24 protein-coding genes and 1 riboswitch are annotated in these 24856 nt (G+C 73.1%); of the genes, 8 read left to right on the top strand and 16 right to left on the bottom strand.

Features of this window, described 5'->3' with window-relative positions; translation table 11 throughout:
• Positions 1-427: 427 nt before the first annotated feature.
• From tyrS to ASE27_RS09420, 12 genes are all read right to left on the bottom strand, one after another.
• The gene (gene tyrS, locus ASE27_RS09475) at positions 428-1687 is read right to left on the bottom strand and encodes a tyrosine--tRNA ligase (RefSeq protein ID WP_056648935.1); all 1260 of its coding nucleotides are present in this window, start codon (positions 1685-1687) and stop codon (positions 428-430) included.
• A 189-nt stretch (positions 1688-1876) separates the two neighbouring features.
• Positions 1877-2575: a DNA-3-methyladenine glycosylase gene (locus ASE27_RS09470; RefSeq protein WP_369800560.1), complete on the bottom strand. Its 699-nt coding sequence runs from the start codon at positions 2573-2575 to the stop codon at positions 1877-1879.
• Between the two features lie 100 nt (positions 2576-2675).
• Positions 2676-3311, bottom strand: a complete 636-nt coding sequence (locus ASE27_RS09465) for a uridine kinase (RefSeq protein ID WP_369800561.1) — start codon at positions 3309-3311, stop codon at positions 2676-2678.
• Between the two features lie 13 nt (positions 3312-3324).
• Positions 3325-4797, bottom strand: coding sequence for an argininosuccinate lyase (gene argH, locus ASE27_RS09460; protein WP_082608737.1), 1473 nt, complete (start codon positions 4795-4797; stop codon positions 3325-3327).
• A 264-nt stretch (positions 4798-5061) separates the two neighbouring features.
• Positions 5062-5601: an arginine repressor gene (locus tag ASE27_RS09455; RefSeq protein WP_056648930.1), complete on the bottom strand. Its 540-nt coding sequence runs from the start codon at positions 5599-5601 to the stop codon at positions 5062-5064.
• Positions 5598-6548: an ornithine carbamoyltransferase gene (gene argF, locus ASE27_RS09450; protein ID WP_056648928.1), complete on the bottom strand. Its 951-nt coding sequence runs from the start codon at positions 6546-6548 to the stop codon at positions 5598-5600. The genes ASE27_RS09455 and argF overlap by 4 nt, the downstream gene beginning before the upstream one ends.
• 2 nt (positions 6549-6550) lie before the next feature.
• Positions 6551-7975: an acetylornithine transaminase gene (locus tag ASE27_RS09445; RefSeq protein WP_082608736.1), complete on the bottom strand. Its 1425-nt coding sequence runs from the start codon at positions 7973-7975 to the stop codon at positions 6551-6553.
• On the bottom strand, positions 7972-8952 hold the full coding sequence (gene argB / locus ASE27_RS09440) for an acetylglutamate kinase (protein ID WP_056648926.1): 981 nt from the start codon (positions 8950-8952) through the stop codon (positions 7972-7974). Before argB ends, ASE27_RS09445 begins: the two co-directional genes overlap by 4 nt.
• The gene (gene argJ, locus ASE27_RS09435; RefSeq protein WP_056648924.1) at positions 8949-10145 is read right to left on the bottom strand and encodes a bifunctional glutamate N-acetyltransferase/amino-acid acetyltransferase ArgJ; all 1197 of its coding nucleotides are present in this window, start codon (positions 10143-10145) and stop codon (positions 8949-8951) included. The genes argB and argJ overlap by 4 nt, the downstream gene beginning before the upstream one ends.
• Complete coding sequence (gene argC, locus ASE27_RS09430; protein ID WP_056648922.1) at positions 10142-11218, bottom strand: N-acetyl-gamma-glutamyl-phosphate reductase; 1077 nt, start codon at positions 11216-11218, stop codon at positions 10142-10144. Before argC ends, argJ begins: the two co-directional genes overlap by 4 nt.
• A gap of 38 nt (positions 11219-11256) precedes the next feature.
• Positions 11257-11628 (bottom strand): VOC family protein, encoded by a 372-nt coding sequence (locus tag ASE27_RS09425; protein WP_056648920.1) that lies wholly within the window; start codon positions 11626-11628, stop codon positions 11257-11259.
• A 55-nt stretch (positions 11629-11683) separates the two neighbouring features.
• Positions 11684-12103 carry a hypothetical protein gene (locus ASE27_RS09420; RefSeq protein ID WP_157257482.1) on the bottom strand — a complete coding sequence of 140 codons (420 nt, stop codon included), beginning with the start codon at positions 12101-12103 and terminating at the stop codon, positions 11684-11686.
• Between the two features lie 276 nt (positions 12104-12379).
• Between ASE27_RS09420 and ASE27_RS09415 the strand changes: the two genes are divergently transcribed.
• A complete protein-coding gene (locus ASE27_RS09415) occupies positions 12380-13912 on the top strand; it encodes a PQQ-binding-like beta-propeller repeat protein (protein WP_056648916.1) in 1533 nt (510 codons plus the stop codon).
• Between the two features lie 58 nt (positions 13913-13970).
• Here ASE27_RS09415 and ASE27_RS09410 read toward each other — a convergent pair whose 3' ends face one another.
• Positions 13971-15755, bottom strand: coding sequence for a 2-isopropylmalate synthase (locus ASE27_RS09410; protein WP_082608753.1), 1785 nt, complete (start codon positions 15753-15755; stop codon positions 13971-13973).
• Positions 15756-15944: 189 nt separating this feature from the next.
• On the opposite strand from ASE27_RS09410, the gene ASE27_RS09405 reads away from it, so the two are divergent.
• From ASE27_RS09405 to ASE27_RS09390, 4 genes are all read left to right on the top strand, one after another.
• The gene (locus ASE27_RS09405) at positions 15945-16631 is read left to right on the top strand and encodes a FadR/GntR family transcriptional regulator (RefSeq protein ID WP_056648912.1); all 687 of its coding nucleotides are present in this window, start codon (positions 15945-15947) and stop codon (positions 16629-16631) included.
• A 109-nt stretch (positions 16632-16740) separates the two neighbouring features.
• On the top strand, positions 16741-17523 hold the full coding sequence (locus ASE27_RS09400; protein ID WP_157257502.1) for an ATP-binding cassette domain-containing protein: 783 nt from the start codon (positions 16741-16743) through the stop codon (positions 17521-17523).
• Between the two features lie 26 nt (positions 17524-17549).
• On the top strand, positions 17550-18599 hold the full coding sequence (locus ASE27_RS09395) for a quinone oxidoreductase (protein WP_082608734.1): 1050 nt from the start codon (positions 17550-17552) through the stop codon (positions 18597-18599).
• Entirely contained in the window at positions 18596-18868 is a 273-nt protein-coding gene (locus ASE27_RS09390) for a hypothetical protein (protein ID WP_056648911.1), read from the top strand. The genes ASE27_RS09395 and ASE27_RS09390 overlap by 4 nt, the downstream gene beginning before the upstream one ends.
• A 65-nt stretch (positions 18869-18933) precedes the next feature.
• Here ASE27_RS09390 and thiD read toward each other — a convergent pair whose 3' ends face one another.
• Positions 18934-20544 carry a bifunctional hydroxymethylpyrimidine kinase/phosphomethylpyrimidine kinase gene (gene thiD / locus ASE27_RS09385; RefSeq protein WP_082608733.1) on the bottom strand — a complete coding sequence of 537 codons (1611 nt, stop codon included), beginning with the start codon at positions 20542-20544 and terminating at the stop codon, positions 18934-18936.
• Positions 20536-20636: riboswitch (TPP riboswitch) on the bottom strand. Its footprint overlaps the gene before it by 9 nt.
• Positions 20637-20777: 141 nt before the next feature.
• Here thiD and ASE27_RS09380 point away from each other — a divergent pair.
• From ASE27_RS09380 to ASE27_RS09370, 3 genes are all read left to right on the top strand, one after another.
• Complete coding sequence (locus tag ASE27_RS09380) at positions 20778-21605, top strand: HEAT repeat domain-containing protein (RefSeq protein WP_056648906.1); 828 nt, start codon at positions 20778-20780, stop codon at positions 21603-21605.
• A 33-nt stretch (positions 21606-21638) separates the two neighbouring features.
• Positions 21639-22619 carry a DUF389 domain-containing protein gene (locus ASE27_RS09375; RefSeq protein WP_056648904.1) on the top strand — a complete coding sequence of 327 codons (981 nt, stop codon included), beginning with the start codon at positions 21639-21641 and terminating at the stop codon, positions 22617-22619.
• Positions 22620-22723: 104 nt separating this feature from the next.
• Entirely contained in the window at positions 22724-23092 is a 369-nt protein-coding gene (locus tag ASE27_RS09370) for a hypothetical protein (RefSeq protein WP_082608732.1), read from the top strand.
• A gap of 25 nt (positions 23093-23117) precedes the next feature.
• On the opposite strand, the gene ASE27_RS09365 is transcribed toward ASE27_RS09370, so the two are convergent.
• Both ASE27_RS09365 and ASE27_RS09360 read right to left on the bottom strand, forming a co-directional pair.
• Entirely contained in the window at positions 23118-23786 is a 669-nt protein-coding gene (locus ASE27_RS09365) for a YceI family protein (RefSeq protein WP_056648903.1), read from the bottom strand.
• A gap of 221 nt (positions 23787-24007) precedes the next feature.
• Positions 24008-24856 carry an SDR family NAD(P)-dependent oxidoreductase gene (locus tag ASE27_RS09360; protein ID WP_235534184.1) on the bottom strand — a complete coding sequence of 283 codons (849 nt, stop codon included), beginning with the start codon at positions 24854-24856 and terminating at the stop codon, positions 24008-24010.

Raw genomic sequence — 24856 nt, 5'->3', positions numbered from 1 at the left:
CAATTGGCATTAACTATCAAGCACACTGTTGAGTTCTCAAGCAACCGACACGCACCGACTCCAACCCGTTTCCAGGCCTTCACTCGGGGCAACTTCTCTACCTTACCAGACCGCTGAGCTGGTGTCTACCGCTGAAGCGGAGACGCTCTCTGCTGATCTGCCTCACGAGACGCCAGATCCAGGACCTGAACTTCTCGGAGGAGCCAACCTGCGGGACCAGCCACTTCGCGGCGGCTCCGAAGAGCTTCGCAGTGGTGTCTGTTCCTCCCTGTCGGGCTGACATCCAGAACATTACGTGGAGGTTGCCGGGAAGGTCAAACCGTGCCGTCGTGACGCCGGTCACCGCAGTCCCGCCGGGGAGCTGGACGCGCCTGCGGAAGCCCGCGGGGCCCGGTCGACAGCTCACCGGGCCCCGCGCGTCCAGGGACTACTCGGCAGCCGCGACCGCCAGCGTCCGCTTGCCGCGACGCAGGACGGCGAACCGCCCGTGGAGCAGGTCCTCCGCGCCGAGGACCGCGTCCTCCTCGGTCACCTTGACGTTGTTGACGTACGCCCCACCCTCGGCGATCGCCCGACGTGCTGCTCCCTTCGAGGTCACCAGGCCCGACCCCACCAGAAGGTCGACGACCGTGTCGCCGGCAGCCGCCGTCGTGCGCGGCAGCTCGGCCACGGCCGCCGCGAGCGTGCCCGCGTCGAGCGCGCCCAGGTCACCCCGGCCGAACAGCGCCTGGCTCGCGGCGATGACGGCCTCGGTCGCGGCTGCGCCGTGGACGAGCGTGGTGACGTCGGCCGCGAGCGCCTTCTGCGCCTCGCGCGCCGCAGGGCGCTCGGCGACCGCACGCTCTAGCTCGGCGATCTCCTCCGCGCTGCGGAAGGTGAAGATCTTGAGCCAGCCCACCACGTCGGCGTCGTCCGCGTTGACCCAGTACTGGTAGAACGCGTACGGGCTCATCATGTCGGGGTCGAGCCACACGGCCCCGCCCTCGGTCTTGCCGAACTTGGTCCCGTCGGCCTTGGTGATGAGCGGGGTCGTCAGGACGTGCACCGACGCGCCCTCGGCCTTGCGGATCAGCTCGACGCCCGAGAGCAGGTTGCCCCACTGGTCGTTGCCGCCCGTCTGGAGCGTGACGCCCTCCCGCCGGAAGAGCTCGAGGTAGTCGTTGCCCTGCAGGATCTGGTAGCTGAACTCGGTGAAGCTGATGCCCTCGTCCGACTTCAGTCTGCGCGCCACGGTGTCCTTGGCGAGCATGGTGCCCAGACGGTAGTGCTTGCCGATCTCCCGCAGGAAGTCGATCGCCGTGAGCTGGCCGGTCCAGTCGAGGTTGTTCGCGATGCGGGCCGGGTTGTCGCCCTCGAAGTCGAGGAAGCGCGAGACCTGCGACTTGAGTCGCTCGGTCCACTCGGCGACCGTGTCCTTGGTGTTGAGGATCCGCTCCCCCGACTGACGCGGGTCACCGATCATCCCCGTGGCGCCGCCGACGAGCGCGATCGCCCGGTGCCCCGCGAGCTGCAGGTGGCGCAGCAGGATGAGCTGGACCAGGTGGCCGTGGTGCAGGCTCGGCGCGGTCGGGTCGAAGCCGCAGTAATACGTGACGGGTCCCTCGGCCAGCGCAGCACGCAGCGCGGCCTCGTCGGTGGACTGCGCCACCAGGCCTCGCCATTGCAACTCGTCGAGAACGTCGTTCACTGCATCTCCTTCGTCGTGCCCGCGCGCGGTGCGGCGCAGGGCGTGGGTGGGGCGCGCCGTCGTCCCGCGCGCCCGAGGTCCTAGTCTGCCGTGTCCTGCCCCCGAGCACCGACTTCCCCTGAGGCGTGGACGCCCGCGCGTCGCGGCCCCCGACGACGTCCGGGGCCGGAACCAGCCGACCCGCGCGCCTCAGCGCGTCCGGCGGTACGCGGGGCGGTAGGCCGAGACCGTCGGGTCCCCGGTGAGCCACAGCCGCCACGGGTAGACGCTCGCGTCTCCCCCGTCGCCGCTCACGCCCACGCGTGGTCCGGTCGCGATCGCGGGCCGCAGCGTGCGCGTGTGGCGGTGCACGACGACGTCGCCCGCCTCGTCCGTCACGTCCAGCCCGTAGTGGTCGAGGTCGAGACCGAGCGCCACCGCGAGCCGGGCGGGCCCGCGCGCGATCTGACGGTCAGAGTCGCACACCCCGACCGCGAGACGACGTGCCCGGGCCAGCTCGGCGCCGTCGGTCACCTCGCCCGCCCGCAGCAGGACCGCAGACGCCTGCCCGAGCGGCCCGCACACCACGTTGACGCAGTGGTGCAGCCCCAGGTGGCGGTAGACGTAGAGGTGACCGGGCTCGCCGTACATGGCACGGTTGCGCTCCGAGCGGCCACGGAACGCGTGCGAGCCCGGGTCCCGCTCGCCGTCGTAGGCCTCGACCTCGGTGAGACGGACCGTGACGACCCCCTCGGGCGTGCGGTGCGTGATCGACGACCCCAGCAGGTCGCGCGCGACCTCGAGGCTCGACCGCGCGAACCAGCCCCGGGCCGGCACGTCCAGGGCGGGCTCGCCGGGGTCGGGCACGAGACGGAGGTCTGCGGTGGCGGATCGGAGGGATTCGGGCACGGGAGGCCTCCCTGGCTCGGCGCGGGTCTCCCCCGCAATCTACGCCCCGCATGTTTCGTCGGTGCGTCCCACGAGACGCCCGAGCGCCACGGCAGCGGAGTCAGGCGTCCGCGACGCCGTCCGCCGGGACGGCCGGTCGCGGGGCCGGCTCGCCGAACCCGTCGAGCACGACGTCGGCCCGCTCGGCCGTCCCCTCGGCGGCGTACACCGCACGCTCGGTGACCATCCAGTCGATCCACGCGTCGTACGCGTCCTCGCCGTCGCGGGCGAGACCCCGCCCGAGCCGGACCTCGTCGTCGGCCTCGACCCAGACGAGCAGGGTCGTCAGGTCGGCGATCCCGCGGGCCCCCGCACCGCAGCCCTCGACGACGAGGAACGGGGCCACGGGGACGTCGTGCCACTCCGCGAAGTCGCCGAGCGTCCAGTCGTAGCGCTGGTAGCGCCCCGCCCTGCCCTCGGACAACGGGTCGAGCACCTGCTCGACGAGCCGCCCGACGCCCGCGGTCATCCCGGTCCAGCCCTCGTACAAGTCGTCCATGTGGACCACCTGCGCGGACAGCGCCTCGCCCAGCTGTGCCGCGAGCGTCGTCTTGCCCGAGCCCGCGGGCCCGTCGACGACGACCAGCCGGCACCCCGGCCCGGCGGGGACGCCCGGACCGGCCGGACGTCCCGCGCCGAGGCGGGCTGCGCCGTCGTGCACGCGGGAGACGAGGTCCGCGAGGACCTCCGCGCTCACGCTCACGGCGATCTCAGCCCTGGACCCAGAAGCGGTACTCCGCCGAGCGGACCTTCGCCTCCTCGAGCTGCTCCGCGACGCGCGCAGGGGCCGTGCCGCCCACCGCGTCGCGCGACGCGAGGGAACCCTCGACCGTCAGCACGTCGCGCACCCCCGGCGTGAGGTGCTCCGAGATCTCGGCGAGGTCCGCGTCCGTGAGGTCCCACAGCTCGATGCCGCGCTCCTCGCACACGCGCACGCACGCTCCCGCGACCTCGTGCGCCACGCGGAACGGCACGCCCTCGCGGACGAGCCACTCGGCGATGTCCGTGGCGAGCGAGAAGCCCTGCGGCGCGAGCGAGGCCATGCGCTCGGTGTCGAACGTCAGGGTGCGGACCATGCCCGCGTACGCGGGCAGCAGGACCTTGAGCGTGTCGACCTGGTCGAACACCGGCTCCTTGTCCTCCTGCAGGTCGCGGTTGTACGCGAGCGGCAGGCCCTTGAGCGTCGCCAGGAGGCCCGTCAGGTCGCCGATCAGGCGCCCCGCCTTGCCGCGCGCGAGCTCCGCGATGTCCGGGTTCTTCTTCTGCGGCATGATGCTCGAGCCCGTCGAGTAGGCGTCGTCCAGGCGGACGAAGCCGAACTCCTTGGTGTTCCAGATGATGATCTCCTCGGCGAAGCGCGAGAGGTCCACGCCCAGCATCGCCGAGACGAACGCGAACTCCGCGACCACGTCGCGCGAGGCCGTGCCGTCGATCGAGTTCTCGACCGGACCGTCGAAGCCCAGGTCCGCCGCGACGGCCGCCGGGTCCAGACCGAGCGACGAGCCCGCGAGCGCGCCCGAGCCGTACGGCGAACGCCCCGCACGCACGTCCCAGTCGATGAAGCGGTCGACGTCGCGCAGCAGCGGCCACGCGTGCGCGAGCAGGTGGTGCGCGAGCAGCACGGGCTGCGCGTGCTGCAGGTGCGTGCGCCCCGGCATGGGTGCGCCCGGGTGCGCCTCGGCCTGCTCGATCAGGGCGTCGACGACGTCGAGCACCAGGATGCCGATCGCGCGGGCCTCCTCGCGCAGGTACGAGCGCACGAGCGTCGCGATCTGGTCGTTGCGCGAGCGTCCCGCACGCAGCTTGCCGCCCAGCTCGGCCCCTGCGCGCTCGATGAGCCCGCGCTCGAGCGCCGTGTGCACGTCCTCGTCGGCCAGGACTGGCAGGAAGGCCCCCGACTCGACGTCTGCCGAGAGCACGTCGAGCGCCTCGAGCATCGCCGTGAGCTCGTCCTCGTCGAGCAGGCCGGCAGCGGCCAGGACCTTGGCGTGCGCCCGGGATCCGGCGATGTCGTGCTGCGCGAGCCGCCAGTCGAAGTGCGTCGACTGCGACAGCGCCGCCAGGGCCTCGGCGGGGCCACCGGCGAAGCGGCCACCCCACAGGCTGACCGGGGCGGCAGGTGCGGCGGCCGCCGGCTGCTCGTCCCCGGGCGCAGGGGTGTTGTCGTTCAGGTCGTCGCTCATGGTTCAGGCTCCCGGTACCGAGGTCGATGCCGCTCCCGGACGTCTCGTCGCGGGCGGCCGAGGCCCCGGCCGTCGGCCGAGGACCTCGAGGGTTCTCCCCGCCGGCGACCGGGCGAGCGGGTCGCCCTCGTCGTCGGCGGGGTCGTTCTTGTCTGTCTGTCGTGCGTGTGCGGCCGTGGGGACGCGGGGTGCGGCAGGCGGCCCCGCGCGCGTCACGGCCTCTGGTGTCCTGTCACAGTCTGTCAGCCCGCAGGCCGTCGTCCGTCAGGAGGCGGACGGCCCGACCGGGTTGCTCAGCGCCAGGAAGCGCGCGGCCATCTCCTCGCCGCCGTCGACGTCGCGCGAGATCACCAGGACCGTGTCGTCGCCCGCGATCGTGCCGAGCACCCCGACGAACACCGAGTGGTCGATCGCCGAGGCCAGGTACTGCGCCGCCCCCGGCGGGGTCCGCAGCACCACGAGGTTGCCCGAGGACTCGGCCGAGACCAGGAGCTCGCCGCACAGACGCGCGAGCCGGGCGGCGACGTACTCGGCGTCGTTCGCGACCTGGACCGAGCGGTCCCCGCCCTCGCCCGGCACCGCGTAGACGAGCGAGCCGGACGCGCTGCGGACCTTCTCCGCGCGCAGCTCGATCAGGTCGCGCGAGAGCGTCGCCTGCGTGACGCTCACGCCGTCCTCCGCGAGCGCCTTGGCGAGCTCTGCCTGCGAGTGGATCTCGTGCCGCGCGACGAGCTGGGCGATGCGCGCGTGGCGTGCCGCCTTGGTGGTCGGCACGCTGCCCGGCCCCAGGCCCCCGGTCGTCACGATCGCTCCAGCAACCAGGTCAGCAGCGCCTTCTGGGCGTGCAGACGGTTCTCGGCCTCGTCCCAGACGGCCGACTGCGGGCCGTCGATGACCTCGGCCGTGATCTCCTTGCCCCGGTACGCGGGCAGGCAGTGGAGCACGAGCGCGTCGTCCGCCGCCACGGCCATGACCGCGGCGTTGACCTGGTAGGGCACGAACGGCAGCTCGCGCTCGGCGGCGCTCGCCTCGTCACCCATCGAGACCCAGGTGTCGGTCGCGACGACATCGGCCCCTCGCGCGGCCTCGAGCGCGTCCGAGGTGACCAGGACCGAGCCGCCCGTCTCGCGGGCGATGCGCTCGGCGTCGGCGACGATCGCCGGGTCCGGCAGGTACTGCGCCGGTGCGCCGATGCGCACGTGCATGCCCGCGGTCGCCCCGCCCAGGAGGTAGGAGTGGGCCATGTTGTTGGCCCCGTCGCCCAGGTACGCGAGCGACGTGCCCGCCAGGGCGCCGACGCCGCCGCGCAGCTGGGCGACCGTCAGCAGGTCCGCGAGGATCTGGCACGGGTGGAACTCGTCGGTCAGCGCGTTGACGACCGGGACGCTCGCGACCCGGGCCATCTCCTCGATGCGCTCCTGGCCGAACGTCCGCCACACGATCGCGGACGTCTGGCGGTCCAGGACCCGGGCGGTGTCCGCGATGGGCTCGCCGCGACCGAGCTGGCTCGTCGCGCCGTCGATCGTCAGCGGGTACCCACCGAGCTCGGCGACCCCCGCCGAGAACGACACGCGCGTCCGCGTCGAGGGCTTGTCGAAGATGAGCGCCACGGCCTGGGGGCCGCGCAGGGGCGTGCGGATGAAGCGGTCCTCACGGAAGCCGAGGCCGAGCTCGAGGACCTCGCGCTGCTCGGCGGGGCTGAGGTCGTCGTCGCGCAGGAAGTGTCGGACGGGGGCGGTCGAGGCAGTCACTGTCAGCCCTTCGGAGGCGTGGCGGAGGCGGTGGGAGCGGGGGCGGGGCTGGGGGCGGGTACGGCGACACGTCGAGCGAGGTCGGCGGGCAGGCCCGCGAAGAACGCGACGACCTCGCTCGCCTGGTCGCGGGTCAGGATCAGGGGCGGGGCGAGGCGGATCGCGTCGGGCTGCACGGCGTTGACGATGAACCCGGCCTCGAGGGCCAGGCGCGCGACCTCGGCCGAGACGGGCGCCGCGAGCTGGACGGCGATCAGCAGGCCGTGGCCACGCGTGCCGGCGACCACGGGGTTGCCGCACGCAGCGATGCCCTCGCGCAGGTGCTCCCCGACCGTGCGCACGTTGGCCAGCAGCCCGTCGCGCTCGATCACGGCGAGCGTCGCGAGCGACGCCGCCGCGGCGACAGGGTTGCCGCCGAACGTCGTGCCGTGCTGGCCCCGTCCCAGGAGGGTCGCGGCCCGCTCGCCGAACGCCACGACGGCTCCCACGGGGAACCCGCCGCCGAGCCCCTTGGCGAGCGTGACGACGTCGGGCACGACGCCCCCGCCGATCTCCTGCTGCTGGAACGCGAACCACGTCCCCGTGCGCCCCACGCCCGTCTGGACCTCGTCGAGGACCAGCAGCGCGCCCGACGACGCGGTCAGCTCGCGCGCGGCCACCAGGTAGCCCGGCGGTAGCGGGCGCACGCCCGCCTCGCCCTGGACCGGCTCGACGAACAGCGCGGCGACCTCACCGCGCGCGGCGACGGCCTCGTCCGAGAACGCCTCCTCGAGCGCGACCAGGTCGCCGAACGGCACGAACTCGACGCCACCGGGCAGGGGCTCGAACGGCTCGCGGTACGCGGCCTTGGAGGTCAGCGCGAGCGCGCCCATGCTGCGGCCGTGGAAGCCGCCCTCGAGCGCGAGGATCCTGGTCCGCGTGCCCGGGCCGGCGGCCCGGTTGCGGCGCGCCATCTTGAAGGCGGCCTCGTTGGCCTCGGTGCCCGAGTTGGTGAAGAAGACGCGCGATCCCTCGGGTGCCTGCGCGAGGTTCAGCAGCCGCTCGGCGAGCGCGATCTGGGTGGGCGTGCCGAAGAAGTTCGACACGTGCCCGAGCGTGCCCAGCTGGGCGCTGACGGCTGCGGTGAGCGTGGGGTGCGCGTGGCCCAGGGCGTTGACCGCGATGCCCGCGAGCAGGTCGAGGTAGCGCTTTCCGTCGGCGTCCCACACGTACGCACCCTCGCCACGGACCAGGACCTTCTGCGGGGCCCCGAACGTGTCCATGACCGCGTGCGTGTAGCGCTCGGTCCACTGCGCGACGCTGCCCGGTCCCGTCAGGGTCGTGTCCGCGGTGCCCTCGGGGCCGGGTGCACCCTGGACCTCCGTGGCCGCGGCGCCGGTCACGCTGCCCGCGGTGGTCGGCGAGATCTCGCCGGTCGTGCCGTTCATGCCTGCTCCTGCGAGGTGACGTGGTCGGTAGGGGCTGTCGTGGTGCTCGACGTGAGCGGGTCCGGGACGACCATGGTCCCGTTGCCGCGCGTCGTGAAGACCTCCAGGAGGACCGAGTGGGCCACACGACCGTCGATCACGGTCGCGCGCGGGACGCCGCCGGACACCGCACGCAGGCAGGCCTCCATCTTGGGGACCATGCCGGCCTCGAGCGAGGGCAGCAGCGCCGCGAGCTCGGACCGCGTGATCTGGCTGACGAGCGAGGTCTTGTCCGGCCACGAGGTGTACAGGCCCTCGACGTCGGTCAGGACGATGAGCTTCTTGGCGCCGAGCGCGACCGCGAGCGCCGCGGCCGCCGTGTCGGCGTTGACGTTGAGCACCTGGGTGGGGTCGTCGAGGTCCGGTGCGATGGTCGAGACGACCGGGATGCGTCCGGCGTCGAGCAGGTCCTGGACCGCGGACGGGTGGACCTCCACGACGTCGCCGACCAGGCCGACGTCGACGGGCTCGCCGTCGACCATCGCGTGCCGGCGCTGAGCCTGGAGCAGGCCGCCGTCCTCTCCCGAGAGCCCGACCGCGTAGGGCCCGTGGGCGTTGATGAGCCCGACGAGCTCGCGCGAGACCTGTCCCGTGAGGACCATGCGGACGACGTCCATGGCTTCGGGGGTCGTGACGCGCAGCCCGCCGCGGAACTCGCTCTCGATACCGAGCCGAGCGAGCATCGCGGAGATCTGGGGACCGCCGCCGTGGACGACCACGGGGTGCAGGCCGACCTGGCGCAGGAACACCATGTCGCGCGCGAACGCGGCCTTGAGCTCGTCGTCGATCATGGCGTTGCCGCCGTACTTGACGACCACGAGCGCCCCGCGGAACTCCTGGAGCCAGGGCATGGCCTCCAGCAGGACCTCGGCCTTCTGGCCGGGGGTCAGGTCGGTGCGGGTGTCGAACACGAAGTCCTCGGAGGTGGAGGCGCTCATGACGAGTACGCGCTGTTCTCGTGGACGTAGTCGTGCGTGAGGTCGTTGGTCCAGACCGTGACCTGCGCGTCGCCCGCGTGCAGGTCGATCTCGACGTGCACCTCGCGTGCCGAGGCCAGGTCGACGAGCTCTCGCGGCTCGCCCACCCCCCCGGACCGGCAGACCTGGACCCCGTTGATCGACACGTCGAGCTCGAGCGCGTCGAAGGGTGCGACGTCCTCGGGGACGGTCCCCACGGCCGAGAGGACCCTGCCCCAGTTGGGGTCGTTGCCGAACACCGCGGCCTTGAAGAGGTTCGAGCGCGTCACGGCGCGGGCGACCGCGAGGGCCGCAGTCTCGTCGCTCGCGCTCTTCACGACGACCGCGATGTCGTGGCTCGCGCCCTCGGCGTCCGCGACCAGGGCGCGGGCGAGGTCCGCGCACGCCTCGGTCACGGCGGCCGTGAGCTCCTCGAGGGTCACCGGCACCTGGGACGCGCCGGAGGCCAGGAGGATCACCGTGTCGTTCGTCGACATGCAGCCGTCCGAGTCGACCCGGTCGAACGTGGTGGCCGTCGCGGCGCGCAGCGCGGCGTCGGCGGTGGCGGCGTCGACCACGGCATCGGTCGTCAGCACGCAGAGCATGGTCGCGAGGCCGGGCGCGAGCATGCCCGCCCCCTTGGCCATGCCACCGACGGACCAGCTCGAGGCGCCGTCGACGCTGTGGCCGTCGCGCACCTCGCGCGTGACGAGCACGGTCTTGGGGACCGTGTCGGTCGTCATGATCGCGAGGGCCGCGTCGGGGCCGCCCTCGGCGTCGGCAGCCCCCGCTGCCGCGTCGCAGCCCGCGAGGAGCTTGTCCATGGGCAGGCGCTCGCCGATGAGACCGGTCGAGCAGACCAGGACGTCGCCCGCGGAGACCTCGAGGAGGTCGGCCACGTACTCGGCCGTGTGGTGCGTGTCGGCGAAGCCCTCGGGTCCGGTGCACGCGTTCGCGCCGCCCGAGTTGAGGACCACGGCGCGCGCGATCCCGTCGGCAACGGCCTGGCGCGACCACGCGACGGGGGCAGCGAACACGCGGTTGGACGTGAAGACGGCCGCGGCAACGTCGAGCGGCCCCTCGTTGACGACGAGGGCCACGTCCTTGCTGCCGGTGGACTTGAGCCCGGCGACGACTCCTGCGGCCCGGAAGCCGAGCGGTCCGGTGACGGTCACGGTGCGACCCCTTCGGTGGTGAGCCCCAGGGTCTGCGGCAGACCCAGGGCGATGTTCATGGACTGGACGGCGCCGCCTGCGGTGCCCTTGACGAGGTTGTCGATCGCGGTGACGGTCACGACGCGGCCCGCGGCGCGGTCGATCGCGACCTGGACCAGGGCCGTGTTGGCGCCGAGCGTCATGGCCGTCGTGGGCCACTGGCCCTCGGGCAGGAGCTGGACGAACGGCTCGCCCGCGTACGCCTGCTCGTAGGCCTGGCGCAGGGCGTCGACGCTCAGGTCCTCGTGGCCCGGGGCGAGGCGCGCCGTCGCGGTCGCGAGGATGCCGCGGGACATGGGGACCAGCGTGGGGGTGAACGAGATGGTCACCTCGGCGGCGCCTGCCGAGCGCAGGTTCTGCGCGATCTCGGGGATGTGCCGGTGCGAGCCGCCCACGGCGTAGGGCTGGGCCGAGCCGAGCGCCTCGGAGGCGAGCAGGTGCGTCTTGAGGGACTTGCCCGCGCCCGAGTACCCGTTGGCGAGGACCGCGACGACGTCGACCGGGTCCAGGAGGCCCGCGGCCACGCCGGGCTGCAGGCCCAGGGTCACGGCCGTGACGTTGCAGCCCGGGACGGCGATGCGGCGCGCGCCCGCCAGGACCTCGCGCTGCTTGGTGTACTCGACCCCGGCGCCCGTCTGCTCGGCGATCAGGAGCTCGGGCAGCCCGTAGGGCCAGGTGCCCGCGTGCTCGGACCCGTAGAACGCGGTCCAGTCCGCGGCCGAGGAGAGCCGGTGGTCGGCACCGAGGTCGAGGACCAGGACATCGTCGGGCAGCTGCGCGGCGATCTCACCCGACGCGCCGTGCGGCAGCGCGAGCACGACGACGTCGTGGCCGACCAGGTGCTCGACGCTCGTCGGCAGCAGCACGCGGTCCGCGAGCGACCGCAGGTGCGGCTGGTGCAGCCCGAGGACCGACCCCGCGTTGGAGTGCGCCGTGAGCGCACCGACCTGGACCTCGGGGTGCCCGGACAGCAGCCGGAGCATCTCCCCTCCCGCGTACCCGGAAGCCCCGGCAACCGCCACTGTGATCGTCATATGCAGAACTATACATAGTTATGCAGTCGAATCGGGAACTACCGACCCCAGACGCCCAGCTCGTTGCCGCTCGGGTCGAGGAAGTGGAAGCGCCGCCCACCGGGGAAGTCGTACGGCCCCTCGAGGATCTCTCCGCCCGCGTCCTGGACCAGCAGGAGCGACTCGTCGAGGTCCGCGGAGAAGAGCAGGACGAGCGGGCCACCCCGTGTGACCTGGTCGGCGAGCGCCAGGCCGCCCGCCTCCGCCTCCCCCTCCTCGGCTGAGGTGCGGAAGCCCGCGTACCCCGGACCGTAGGGGACGAACTCCCACCCGAAGGCCTCGGAGTAGAACGACTGCGCCTCTGCCATGTCCGTGACGGACAGCTCGAGGTAGTCGATCGAGTGATGGATGCCGTGCGCATGGGTAGCCATGCAGGCAGCGTGCCACGGGGTACCGACACGAGGCCGGCAGGCGCCTCGCCGCCGGTCAGACCTGCTGGTCGGACTGCCCGTGGAAGCGCGCGGGTCGACGACACTCGTCGACGACGGACGCGAGACGGCGCACTCGCACGACCGGTCCGACGGTGAACTGCAGCGGGACCACCTTCCGCCCACGTCGCAGCGCGAGCATCGAGAAGATCGCGCTCTCAGCCCCCCAGTTCCACAGGCTGCTGTACGGCACGACCACCAGCTCGTCCCCCGGGACCAGCCGCACCGTCCGCCACCACCCTCGCAGGGACACCTCGCCCGCGCCGACGAAGACTCCCGTCCGCAGCCCGAGGACCGTGAACACCGCGGCCCCGAGCGCCACGCAACCGGAGAAGAGGTCCGGCCCGGTCTCGATCAGGCCGCCCGCGCCGATGAGGAAGAAGGGCACGCCGACTACGAGCGCGAAGAGTCGGCTCATGGACGTGGCCCCCCGCAACGGGGCGAGACCCCGGTCGCGCCCGCGGCCGTCGTCGGCCCTCACTCCATCCACCAGGTCGTGTGCGCCAGGGCGACCAGCACCGGCACCCCGAGGAGCGCGACGACGGACCGCTGAGGACGTGCGAGGGCCGGTGTCATCACGGCGTCAGCGTACTGGTCGGCTCCGCAGGTCGTGGACGCCCCGGACGGGTCGGCCGGACGTATCCGGTACCGCTAGGGTCTCGGCATGTCGCGGAGTCGCAGGGGTGGGTCAGGCATGCGGACGATGGAGTTCGAGGAGGAACCGGCCGAGGCGGACGAGACGCCGGTCGAGCCCGAGGAGTCCGGAGCGTCCGGAACGTTCGAGGACACCGGACCGGCCCAGGCCGGCGACCGCCGCCTGCGACGACGATGGATCGCCGCCGGTACCGCCCTCGCCGTGATCGCCGCCGGGCTCACGCTCGGCGGAGAGATCGAGGACCGGCGCGCCGCCGACCGCCTGGTCGCTGCTCCCGGTGGCCTTTCCCCGTGGGGCGCGGAACCGCCTCACGAGCTGTGGTCGCTGGACGCGCCCGGAGGTCGTCTCGTCTCCGGTGGCGCCGCAGGGCTCGTGCTCCTCGACCGCGGGACGGTCTCCCGGGTGGACCTGGTCACGGGCGACCTCGGGTGGTCGCGCGAGGTCGGCACCGACCTCGAGTGCGGGACGGACGTCGGCTGGCAGGCGGCCGTCGACCAGGACGACCCGATCGTGTGCCTGTCGGGCACCGACGACCGGGAGGTGACGGTGCTCGACGGCGACGGGAACGTCCTCGGCGAGCTGTCGCTCGACGACTTCCTCAGCACGGGAGCCGACGTCGCGCCCGGCCCCGCGGGGTCGGTCGTCCTGGCCGAACGGGTGGGTGAGCCGTCGGACGCTGCCCCTGAGACGACCGTCAGCGTCCAGACGACGGACAGCTCCGAGGACGTCGTCGTCCCCGCAGGCAGAGGCGTGCAGGTCTCGGTCGTCGACGCCTCCACGGGCGACGTCCGGTGGGAGCGCGAGGTCGACTTCGTCCTGCCCGGCGACGCGGTCGGCGACTGCATCGTCTTCTCCAACGACGAGGAGGGCGGCGAGTCCCACACCGTCGACGTCGAGAGCCTGACGGTCCGCTACACCGGAGGGGTCGTCCAGGTCTCCGGCTGCGGGGTGCGCTCGCTGTTCTCCGCCGACGGCGTCCAGCTCCAGGCTCCGGGCGACGCGAGCATCGGCGTGTTCCCGGTCACGTCGGGCGGGTTCGTCTCGATCGCCGGGTACGTCGAGACCACGAACGCGCTGAAAGACGACGGCACGGTCCGGTGGAAGAGCCCGGGGCGCTACCTCTACCCCGGCTCGACCGACGGCTCCGCGCTCGAGGTGTCGCTGCTCGCCTCCGACGGCCGGCTGGTCGCGGTCGACCCTCGCGACGGCCGTCAGCTCTGGACGGCGGACATCCCCGCCGAGCAGGTGCTGGTGCAGGCCGGCGAACAGGTCGTCGTCACGAGCCACCTGTACCGGAGGGCGCTCGACCCCATCACCGGGCAGACGCTCTGGGAGACGGAGGCCGGCTACGGCGACCGCTTCCCGGCCGGCTCCTTCACGGACGGCAGATGGCTCGTCGAGGTCGCGATGCGCGGCGACCAGTCCACGGACGGGACCCGCCTCACGGCTCACGACCTCAGGACGGGCCAGGAGGCCTGGGTCGTCGACGGCGTGTCGGACCTCGGGCGGTTCGCCGCGATCGACGGAGCGCTCCTCCAGGTCGGCGAGGGGACCGTGTCGCGCTGGGGCTGAGCGGGCGGGCGGCGGGCGCCCGCCCTCGCGCCGCCGCCCGCCGTGCCGTGAGTGCCGGTCAGGAGCGGTTCGCCGCCGCGACCAGGGCCCGCACGCTCGCCCCGAGCACCGACGCGTCCCTCCCCACGGCCCACGCGACCGAGCCGTCCGCGGTGCGGTGCTCCAGGTAGGTCACGGCCCACGCGTCGCTGCCAGCGGTGACGGACTGCTGCGTGAGCCCCAGCACCTCGACCGGGAGTCCCAGTCCGGCCAGGATGCTCGCGAGCGCGTCGACGGGTCCTGCACCGACCGCCGACCGCTCGACCCGCTCACCCTCCACGGACAGCACGACGTCGAGGCGCTCGCCGCCGTCGTCGCTCTCGCCCGGCCGCGCAACCGACCAGGCGAGCGGCAGGATCTGGCGACCTCCGTCGTCGGGCAGGACGTACGCCTCCTCGAAGAGGCGCCACAAGCCCTCCGCCGTCACCTCTCCCCCGCTGCCGTCCGCGTGCTCCTGCACGCGGCCCGCGAAGTCGATCTGGAGCCGTCGCGGCAGCTCGAGCCCGTACGCGGACTCGAGCAGGTAGGCGATGCCGCCCTTGCCGGACTGGCTGTTGACGCGCACCACGGCGTCGTACGAGCGCCCGACGTCGGCAGGGTCGACGGGCAGGTACGGCACCCTCCAGGGGGCGTCCGCAGGATCGAGGCCCGCCGCACGCGCCTGCGCATGATGGCGCGCGAACCCCTTGCGGATCGCGTCCTGGTGCGTCCCGGAGTAGGCCGTGTGGACCAGGTCGCCCGCGTACGGGTGGCGCTCGTGCACACCGATCCGGTTGCAGTCCACGACCGTGCGACGGATCTCGTCGATGTCGGAGAAGTCGATCTCGGGGTCCACGCCCTGCGCGTGCAGGTTGAGGCCCAACGTCACCAGGTCGACGTTGCCCGTGCGCTCGCCGTTGCCGAACAGGCAGCCCTCGACGCGCTGCGCGCCCGCCAGGACCGCGAGCTCGGCGCACGCCACGCCCGTGCCGCGGTCGTTGTGCGGGTGGACGGACAGGATCACGGCCTCGCGCCGGTCGAGGTTCCGGTGCATGTACTCGATCTGGTCGGCGTAGACGTTGGGCGTCGCGACCTCGACCGTCGCCGGGAGGTTGAGGATCACGGGCCGCTCGGGGGTCGCGTCCCACAGGGTAGTCATGCGCGCGCAGACCTCGAGCACGTAGTCGGGCTCGGTGAGGTTGAAGACCTCGGGCGAGAACTCGAAGCGGACGCGCGGATCGTCCCCCGCGTGCCGCAGGACCTCGGTGCCCGCTGCGGCGATCAGGTCTGAGAGCTCGGCCCGGCCCCTGCCCAGGACGACGTCGCGCCAGGTCGGGGCGGTCGCGGTGTACAGGTGCACCACGACGGGGTTGCGCAGACCACGGACCGACTCGAACGTCCGGGCGATCAGGTCCGCCCGGGCGGCCGTGAAGACCACGATCGTGACGTGCTCGGGCGCCAGGTCCGTCTCTGCGAGCAGGCGGACGAAGTCGAAGTCGGTCTGCGACGCCGACGGGTAGCCGACCTCGATCTCCGTGTAGCCCATCGCGACGAGCAGCTCGAAGAACCGCCGCTTGCGGGCGGGGTCCATGGGCTCGGTCAGGGCCTGGTTGCCGTCGCGCAGGTCGACGGGCACCCACAGCGGCGCCGCGGTGAGGCGACGGGTGGGCCACCGGCGGTCCGTGAGCGGGACGTCGACGCGCGAGAACACGTCCTGGTAGCGGTGCGAGGGCATGCGCGAGGCGCGCTGGCGGTTCCACGCGGGCCGGCCAGGTGCGGGTGGGCCGTCGGGGGTGCGCAACGTGGGGAACGGGCTGGTGGTCATGGTCATGTCTCCGGGTGCGGGCCGCGCGGTGCACGGCAGGCGGCGTCCGACCGGCGCACGGCAGACCCCCACGGCGGGGAGCCGGTCGGCTCAGGCCCCGCCGCGGCGACCAAGAAGGAGTGCGCTCCACGACATGGGAGGTACGCTAGCCGCGATCAAGTCCTCAGACAACCTGAGAGGTTGGCTCCCATGCCCACGCTCCGCCGGCTCCCCCTCGCCGACCAGGCGGCCGAGCTCATGCTCGACCGCGTCCGCACCGGCACCTGGCCGCTCGACCACCGGCTGCCCGGCGAGCAGGCGCTCGCGGCCGAGCTCGGCGTCGGACGGTCGACCGTGCGCGAGGCCATCCGTCAGCTCGCGGGCAGAGGGGTGCTCGAGAGCCGCCAGGGCTCGGGCGTCTACGTCGTCCGGGCCGAGCCGGGCGAGGACTGGCAGGAGGTCCTGCGGCGCGGCGAGATCGTCGACGTCCTCGAGGTCCGCGGAGCCCTGGAGACCGAGGCCGCCCGGCTCGCCGCGACCCGCCGCACCCCGGCCGACCTCCGCGCCATGGCCGCGGCGCTCGCGGGTCGCGGCAAGGTACCGGCGACCGCGAGCGCGCAGGAGTACGTCGACGCCGACCTGGTCTTCCACCGAGCGGTCGTCGACGCCGCGCACAACGCGGTCCTGACCGACCTGTTCTCCACGTTCGTCCCTCGCCTGCGTCGGGCGATGGTCGACATGATCGAGCTCGACGGCGCGGGCGAGCGCCACCGGCACGACCAGGACGCCCACGAGGCGATCCTCGACGCCGTCCGCGACCGCGACGCCGACCTTGCCGCCGCGACGAGCCGCCGACACCTCGACTCCGTCCACGAGAAGGTCACCCGTGAGCACTGACACCGCCTCCCCCAGCGTCCCGGCCGGGTCCCCGTCCTCCGTGCGCACCAGCACCGGAGGTCCCGTCCCGCCCGCCGACGCACCACCACCCCCCTCGGCGGGCGTCGTCGTGCTGGACCTGCGCGACGTCGCGTTCGTCCGCAACGGCCGCACGATCCTCGAGCACGTGGACCTCACGGTCCGCGCGGGCGAGCACTGGGCCCTGGTCGGCCCCAACGGTGCGGGCAAGAGCACGATCCTCAGCCTGTGCGGGGCGCGCAACCACCCCACGCGCGGCGAGGTCGACGTGCTGGGGAACACGCTCGGGCGCGTCGACGTCCAGGCCCTGCACAGCAGGATCGGGCACGTGAACCCGCGTCACCCGCTGCGCACGGCGCTCACGATCCAGGAGGTCGTCCTGACCGGGATCACCGGGACGACCGAGTGGCGCCAGCGCTGGGAGCCGACCCGAGCCGAGGTCGACAGGGCGCGCGCCCTCGTCGCGGACATGGGGCTCGGCGGCAAGGAGCACGAGCCCTGGACCACGCTGTCCCAGGGAGAGCGCGGGCGCACGATCATCGCCCGGGCGCTCGTCGCCGACCCCGCGCTGCTGCTGCTCGACGAGCCGAGCACCGGGCTCGACGTCGCGGCACGCGAACAGCTGCTCGCGACGATCGACGCGGTGCGGGTCACGCACCCCGAGGTCGCCTCGGTCCTCGTGACCCATCACCTCGAGGAGCTGCCCACGTCGACGAGCCACGCGCTGCTGCTCGCGCCGGGGCGGGTCTCCGCGGCCGGTCGCGCGGACGAGGTCCTGACGACCGAGGCCGTCTCGCGCTGCTTCGCCCACCCCGTCCACGTCGAGCGCCGCCACGGACGCTGGCGGGCCTCGGCGGGTCCGGGCACCGCCTGACCCGACGCCCCGCCTAGGCTGACCCCATGCGCGCGATCCAGGCACTCCAGGCAGGCGGCCCCGACGTCCTCGAGCTCGTCGAGCTCCCGACCCCAGCACCCGGACCCGGCGAGCTCCTCGTCGACGTCGCGGCGGCGGGCGTCAACTTCATCGACACCTACCGTCGGGCGGGGGTGTACCCGATGGAGTACCCGCACGTGGTCGGCACCGAGGGCGCGGGCGTCGTCGCAGCGGTCGGCCCCGGCGTCACGGACTTCGAGCCCGGCGACCACGTCGCGTGGACCAACGCGTTCGGCTCGTACGCCGAGCAGGTGGTCGTCCCGGCGGACATCGCGATTCCCGTACCGGAGTCGGTCGACCTGCGCGTCGCGGCGGCCGTCGGCCTGCAGGGGCTCACGGCCCACTACCTCGTGACCTCGACGTACCCGGTCCAGCCCGGGGACGACGTCCTGCTGCACGCGGGAGCCGGGGGCGTCGGCCTGCTCGCGACCCAGCTCGCGGTGCGCCGCGGCGCACGCGTCATCACGACCGTCTCGACCGAGGCCAAGGCCGAGCTGTCGCGCGCGGCCGGGGCGTCCGACGTCGTGAACTACGCCGAGCTCGACGACCTCACGACCGAGCTGCCCGCGATCGTGCGCGACCTCACGGGCGGTCGGGGCGTCGCGGTCGCCTACGACTCGGTCGGCAAGGACACGTTCGAGGCCTCCCTCGCGTCGCTGCGCCGCCGCGGGATGCTCGTGCTGTTCGGCGGGTCCTCGGGCCAGGTGCCTCCGTTCGACCTCCAGCGCCTCAACAAGGGTGGTTCGCTGTTCGCGACCCGCCCCAAGCTCGACGACTACACCGCGACGCGCGCCGAGCTCCTCGAGCGCGCCGACGAGGTCTTCGCGCTCGTGGCCTCGGGCGACCTCGACGTGCGGGTGGGCGCGACGTTCCCGCTCGCCCGCGCCGCCGACGCGCACCGCGCCCTGGAGGGCCGGGAGACGACCGGCAAGGTGCTGCTCGTCCCGGGGATCGACCCTGCCGCGGGCTCGGCCACCGAGGAAGGCTCTGTCACCGGGGCGGGCGCCGCCTCGTGAGCTGGGACTGGGTCCCGCCGCGACCCGGCGAGGACGAACCGACCCGGCGCACCGACCGCCGCCTGCGGCTGGCGCTGACCGTCCTCATGGTCGTCTTCACGGGCGTGCTGGCGGTGTACTACCTGACCGTCGGGCTCGACCAGATGCGCACGCAGTGCGTCACCGAGCGCCCCGCAGGCGTGTCGTCGAACCAGGTCAGCACGTCGTGGCGCTGGTGGCCGCCCGGCTACGACTGCGTGTACCCGGAGGCTGGGGCGACGAGCGCCTGAGGCACCGATCAGTTCTCCGAGAAGTGAGCAGTTGCCCCTGTTCGCGGCGGATCAGGGGCATCTGCTCACTTCTCGGCGCCCCCGACCGGCGCCTCGGGCCAGGTCGGCCGGGTCAGCCCCTGCTCGAAGAACAGGTACTCGTGCATCGAGGACAGCTCGAACGCGCGCAGCATACGTTCGCGCTCGGCGGGCGAGGCCCAGCGCGCGGCCTCGTCGGCGAACGAGCACGCGGTGCGTGTCGCCTCCTGGAAGGCCGGGTCGCCGTAGAGCGAGATCCAGCGCGCGTAAGGATGCCCGTCGAGGTCCCCCGCCCGGCGCACCAGGACGTCGCCGATGTACGAGTACAGCCAGTAGCACGGCAGCAGCGCCGCGACGGTCTCCGCGTACGACCCGTTCGACGCCGCGTGCAGGTGGTTGGTGTAGGCGGCGGTCACGGGAGAGGGGTCGACGCTCTCGACCGCCCCCCGGTCCATCCCGACGTGCTCGCCCAACCAGTCACGGTGCAGCGCCTGCTCGACCTCGAGCGACTCGACTGCCGCCCCCGCGAAGAACTGCCGGGCCTCGGGCGTCGGCGCGAGCTGGCTCGCCCGCGACAGCACGCGCGAGTACTCGGCGAGGTACGCGGCGTCCTGCGCGAGGTAGAACCCGAAGTCCTCGGCGGCGAGGCTCCCGTCCGCGAGCGCCCGCACGAACCCCATGCTCTCGACGGCCTCGCGCCACCCCTCGATCCGCTCCCAGGCCTCCTCGGAGAACACCTGCCTGCCCAGCGTGGGCAGGTGCGCCAGGTGGTCGACGGGTCCGCGGCCCGTGCCCACCGCCAACGCTCCCCCGGCCCGCAGCGCGCCGGTCAACCAGGTCTTCGCGTCGCGCGTCGCGCTCTCCCAGCCGTCCCGTCGGGGACGCAGGGCGGCGACCGCCGCCGACAGCGAGCACCCGGTCCCGTGGGTGTGCACGGTGTCGATGCGGGCCGCCGCGAAGGTCGTGACGTCGTCGGGCCCGCGCGCGCCCACCAGGGCGTCGGGCGACTCCTCCCCGGTGAGGTGACCACCCTTCAGGAGCACGACGGCGCCGCTCGCCGCGTGCAGGCGCCTCGCCTGGGCGAGGGCGTCGGGCCAGGTGGTCGCGGCCTGCTCGCCGACGAGGACGGCGAGCTCGGGGAGGTTGGGGGTCACGAGGTCGGCGAGCGCGACCAGCTCGCGCACAGCCTGCTCGGCCTCCTCGTCGAGGAGGCGGTGGCCGCTCGTGGCAACCATGACGGGGTCGAGCACGACGAACGGCGGCTGCACACGACGAAGCCACGCGGCGATCGCGCGTGCGTTCGGCTCGTCGGCGACCATGCCGATCTTGACCGCGTCGATCGTGACGTCGTCCGAGACCGCGTCGAGCTGCTCGGTGAGGAAGTCCGCACCCGGGACGTGGACCGTGCGGACGCCGTGCGTGTTCTGCGCGACCAGGGCGGTCGTGACCGCCATGCCGTACGCGCCGTGCGCCGCGAACGCCTTGAGGTCGGCCTGGATCCCGGCACCTCCCGTCGGGTCGGTGCCCGCGATGGACAGGACGCGGGGGCGGGAGGCCTCGGCCCCCGGCGACACGCCGTGCTCGGTCGCACCCCGGGTCCCCGGCGCAGGTGCGGGGGTGGGGGTGGGCAGGACAGGTGCGGTGGCAGCAAGCGACATTGCCGACATCCCTTCGCTAGTGCTAGCTAGATCAGGTTCGACGGGTGTGTTCTCAGCCCGGCTCGTGGGAGCGGGCACCCCGTGTCATTGCAGGGAACTCTAGCGGGCGAGGGGCGTCCTGCCGGCGGCGGTCCGCCTGGTGGCGGCACCTGAGGCGTCGCCCGCCTCTATGCTCACCGCATGGTTCGCTCCGCTCCCGCTCGCCGGCGTCGCTCGCGCCCCTCGGCCTCGCGATGACCGACGACCTGGTCGCCGGGCTCCTCGACCCGGACCCCGAGGTCCACGAGGACGCGGTCGACGACGCCGCCGAGCGAGCCATGAACGACGACCAGGGCGCCGTCGACGCCCTGCGCGACGTCGTGCTGCACGTCGAGCGATACCCGATCGGCACGTTCGAGCGGACTCTCAACCGCCTCTACGCCTTCGCGGACCCATCGCTCGAACCGGCGATGATGCGCGCCCTCGAGTCCGGGGTGTCGGCCACCTGGTACCTCACGGCAGCCTGCGCTCGGGCGGGATTCCGGGGAGCCGTCCCCTACGCCCTCGCCCTGCTCGGCTCCCCCGTCACCTCCGAGCGGAGTGTCGGCTGCGAGGTGCTCGGTGACCTGGACGCGCACGAGGCAGTGCCGCACCTCGTCGCCCGGCTCGGCGACCCCGAGCACGTCGTGCGGGAGGCCGCGGCCGGAGCGCTGGCCGGTCTCGGGGGTGCCGACGCCGTCGACGCGCTGCGCCGCGAGCTCGTCGAGCACCGGTTCCCGCTCCTGGGGTACGTGGCGAACGCCCTGGGCTCGATCGACCCCGACCAGTCGGTCTGGCTCCTCGACCAGGCGTGCGCACCGGACGTCCACACCCGGTACTGGGCGGTCCGTGCCCTCGGGAGAACCGGGAGCGAGCGTGTCCACGAGCGGCTGCTCCACGTCGCAGCAGACCCTGCGGAGGAGACCGTGGCCATCGCGAACGGCAGCACGGTCGCGAGCGCGGCACGCAAGTCCCTGAAGACCTGGCAGCGCGTGGGCCGTGTCCGCACCGGTACACCGAGCGCGAGCGCCGACCCCCTGTGATGCTGGGGACACTCAGACGCCCCGGGAGGCAGCATGCGCGTCACCACGGCCGACGTCCAGCGGATGACGTCCGCGCTGTTCATCAGCGAGGGGCCGTCCTCCCGGTCACGTCAGGCCACGTTCTGGACCCTGCTGATCCTCGCCGCGATCATCGCGTCGGCGGGCGTCGCAGCCGACAGCACGGCCACCGTGATCGGCGCCATGATCGTCGCGCCCCTCATGACGCCCATCGTCGGGACCGCGCTCGCGATCGTCCTCAACGACCACAGGAACCTGACCTCGTCGGCGCTCCTGGTCGTCGCGGGCGCCGCGGGGGTGGTCGCGACCGGGTACGTCGTCGGGCTGTTCGTCCCGATCGAGATCGTCGCGGCGACCAACAGCCAGGTCGCAGGCCGCGTGACGCCCCAGCTCATCGACCTGCTCGCGGCGCTCGCGACCGGGGCCGTCGGTGCGTTCGCCCTGGTGCGCGCCGACGTGTCGGACGCCCTGCCGGGCGTCGCCATCGCGATCTCTCTCGTCCCGCCGCTCGCGGTCGTCGGCCTCACGCTCGAGTCCGGGGCCCCGAACCAGGCCTTGGGGGCGCTGCTGCTGTTCGCGACCAACGTCGCGGCGATCATCGCGACCGGCACGATCGTCTTCCTGCTCTTCCAGGTCCGCACGGCCGCGGGCGAGACCGAGCGGTTCGTCGGCCCCCTGCGAGGCGCGAGCCTCGTCACGGTCGCCGCTGCCCTGCTCCTCGTCGCGGTTCCCCTCAGCACCATCAGCCAGCACGTCCTGCGGCAGAACGCGGACAAGATCGCCGCGGCCCCTGTGGCCCAGGCGTGGGCCGAGCAGGAGAGCTGGACGATCACCGGGATCTCGTTCAGCGGGTCGGTCCTGAGGATCGAAGCGATCGGCCCGGCCCCCGAGGCCGATGCCGCCACCCTGCGCGCAGCGCTCGACGAGGCGGGGCTCGCCGACGTCGACGTCACGCTCGTGATCGGTGGGACGAGGCGACTGCCGGCGACGGGCTGACGGCCCGACTGCCACGCCCGGTTGAGCCCGCCCGGTTGAGCCCGCGCGATGCTCGGCGGATCCTGGAGGTGGGCCAGGACGGCCCCACGACGAGGAGGCCGGTCATGAGCTCGACGCACGGGAACGACGTCTCGCCTGGGCCCCGCTCGGAGGTCGCTCCGGACCGCGGCCGTCGACGGCTTGTCCTCGCCGTGGCACTGGTCGGCGCGGCCCTCGTCCTCTCCGCGTGCGCGCCTGGGCCCAACCCCGACGTCGGGACGCCCACCGCGGACGGCAGCCCGGCGGGGTTCTGGCTGGGCCTGTGGCAGGGCATCATCGTGCCCGTGACCTTCGTGATCTCGCTGTTCACCGACACGGTGAACATCTACGAGGTCCACAACAACGGGAACTGGTACGACTTCGGGTTCGTGCTCGGCCTGGGGCTGTTCGTGGGTGGTCCGTTCGGGGCGTCCCGCGGACGCCGCCACTCCTGACCAACGCGCGACGAGCGACAGTCGCTCAGTCCTGCCGGATCGCCTCGCCGGCGATCTCGATCTCGACCTTCTTGCCCACCAGCAGCCCGCCGGTCTCCAGCACGACGTTCCACACGAGCCCGTAGGCCTCGCGGTCGAACGTGCCCGAGGCGCTGAACCCGAAGATGTCGCGGCCGTACGGGTCTCGCCGCGCCCCGCCGAACTGCATGGTCAGATCGATCGGCAGGGTCACGCCCCGGATCGTGAGCAGCCCGCTCACGACGAAGTGCCCCGCACCGGCCCCCTGGATCCTGGCCGCAGGGACCTCGGAGCGCTCGGGCGAACGGTTGCGCAGGCGCGCCCAGCTGAGCATGGCGTCGTCCTGCGGGCCCTGCCAGCGCACCGACGTGCTGCGGAACTCGACGGTCGGGAATCGCTCGACGTCCAGGAAGTCGGCGCTGCGCAGGTGCCCGTCGCGCTCGTCGTGGTGGGTCGTGAGGCTCGTCGCGTCCATGGTCGCGGAGACCGTGGACGCGAGGGGGTCGGCCCCGACGACGATCGTGGCGCTCGCACGCGTGAGCTCACCGCGCACCGGCGAGACCATCATGTGCTTGCCGAGGAACCCGACCCGCTTGTGGGCCTCGTCCAGCAGGAACGTCCCCGCATCCGGGATCGTCATGCCGTTCCAGAACCGGGTCGGGTGGTCGATCGTCATCCGGGCAGGGCCTCTCGCTCGTTCTCGCAGGTGCAGAACGGCGGTGTCCGCACCGACCGGGTCGGTGTGCCCCTCGAGCATTCCCCATGAGTAGTAGAAAGTTCAACTACTCGCAGGGTGAACCTGGCCACCTCCCGACCACGGAGGACGACGAGAAGGGCCGCTGCTCCCGGAGGAGCAACGGCCCTTCTGATCGCTCGCGGGAAGCGAGCGGCCCGGGTTCAGCGCGCCGGGAGCGTCCCCGGCATCGGGTCGTCGTCACCGAACCGCGTCACGCGCAACCGACGCGCGTCCGGTCCCGGCACGCTGTCCGTCGAGCCGGAGGCGGCGGCGGACGCGGCTCGCAGCGACTCGGGAGAGTCGTGCGTGACCCGGACGAACGCCCCCGACCACGCGTCGAGCTCTCCGCGCGCGACCGCGACGATCATCTCGACCGTCCGCTCGACCGGGGTCCACTCGGTGCGTCCCACGTGCATGTCCATGGACGCGGTCAGGTCGGTCTGCACGACCCCGGGCGAGACCTCGAACGTCCGCAGCCCCCGGGCATGACCCGACAGGTGCAGGTTCGACCCCATGCGCAGCAGCGCGGTCTTGCTCGCGTTGTAGGCGCTCGCACCGTCCATGTCGTGCGAGCCCGCACCGGAGTTGAGGTCGACCACCCGGCCCCCGCCGCGGGCGAGCATCCGGGGGACGACCGCGCGTGCGAGCAGGAAGGGCCCGCGCACGTTGGTCTCCATGACGGACCACCACTCGTCGGGGTCCGCCTCCCACAGCGGGACCTCGGCATCGATGCGCCCGGCGTTGTTGACCAGGAGGTCGATCCCGCCCAGCTCGGCCTCGGCGCGCGCGACCGCCGCGTCCACCGACGCGGGCGAACCGACGTCCGCGACCAGCCCCACGGAACGGCGACCCAGCGCGCGAACCTCCGCGACGACGTCGTCCACGCGGGACGCGTCCCGACCCAGGACCGCGACGTCCAGGCCCGCCTCGGCGAGCCCCCGCACGACCGCGCGGCCGATCCCGCGCGTACCGCCCGTGACGAGGGCGGTACGCGCGGGGGCGACGCTCAC

It is taken from the genome of Oerskovia sp. Root918 (assembly GCF_001428945.1).
Taxonomy (GTDB): domain Bacteria; phylum Actinomycetota; class Actinomycetes; order Actinomycetales; family Cellulomonadaceae; genus Oerskovia; species Oerskovia enterophila.
Note: the sequence above shows the minus strand (reverse complement) of the source record. Positions and strands in the feature narration are given on the sequence as shown.

What these genes read in the sequence shown, in the direction of transcription:
- ASE27_RS09375 (WP_056648904.1), top strand. Translation starts at nt 21,639, where the DNA reads ATGCGCGTCACCACGGCCGACGTCCAGCGGATGACGTCCGCGCTGTTC.
- ASE27_RS09445 (WP_082608736.1), bottom strand. Translation starts at nt 7,975, where the DNA reads ATGAACGGCACGACCGGCGAGATCTCGCCGACCACCGCGGGCAGCGTG.
- ASE27_RS09380 (WP_056648906.1), top strand. Translation starts at nt 20,778, where the DNA reads ATGACCGACGACCTGGTCGCCGGGCTCCTCGACCCGGACCCCGAGGTC.
- argC (WP_056648922.1), bottom strand. Translation starts at nt 11,218, where the DNA reads ATGACGATCACAGTGGCGGTTGCCGGGGCTTCCGGGTACGCGGGAGGG.
- argH (WP_082608737.1), bottom strand. Translation starts at nt 4,797, where the DNA reads ATGAGCGACGACCTGAACGACAACACCCCTGCGCCCGGGGACGAGCAG.
- ASE27_RS09395 (WP_082608734.1), top strand. Translation starts at nt 17,550, where the DNA reads ATGCGCGCGATCCAGGCACTCCAGGCAGGCGGCCCCGACGTCCTCGAG.
- ASE27_RS09405 (WP_056648912.1), top strand. Translation starts at nt 15,945, where the DNA reads ATGCCCACGCTCCGCCGGCTCCCCCTCGCCGACCAGGCGGCCGAGCTC.
- ASE27_RS09415 (WP_056648916.1), top strand. Translation starts at nt 12,380, where the DNA reads ATGCGGACGATGGAGTTCGAGGAGGAACCGGCCGAGGCGGACGAGACG.
- ASE27_RS09420 (WP_157257482.1), bottom strand. Translation starts at nt 12,103, where the DNA reads ATGAGCCGACTCTTCGCGCTCGTAGTCGGCGTGCCCTTCTTCCTCATC.
- ASE27_RS09370 (WP_082608732.1), top strand. Translation starts at nt 22,724, where the DNA reads ATGAGCTCGACGCACGGGAACGACGTCTCGCCTGGGCCCCGCTCGGAG.
- ASE27_RS09365 (WP_056648903.1), bottom strand. Translation starts at nt 23,786, where the DNA reads ATGACGATCGACCACCCGACCCGGTTCTGGAACGGCATGACGATCCCG.
- ASE27_RS09410 (WP_082608753.1), bottom strand. Translation starts at nt 15,755, where the DNA reads ATGACCACCAGCCCGTTCCCCACGTTGCGCACCCCCGACGGCCCACCC.
- argB (WP_056648926.1), bottom strand. Translation starts at nt 8,952, where the DNA reads ATGAGCGCCTCCACCTCCGAGGACTTCGTGTTCGACACCCGCACCGAC.
- ASE27_RS09425 (WP_056648920.1), bottom strand. Translation starts at nt 11,628, where the DNA reads ATGGCTACCCATGCGCACGGCATCCATCACTCGATCGACTACCTCGAG.
- thiD (WP_082608733.1), bottom strand. Translation starts at nt 20,544, where the DNA reads ATGTCGCTTGCTGCCACCGCACCTGTCCTGCCCACCCCCACCCCCGCA.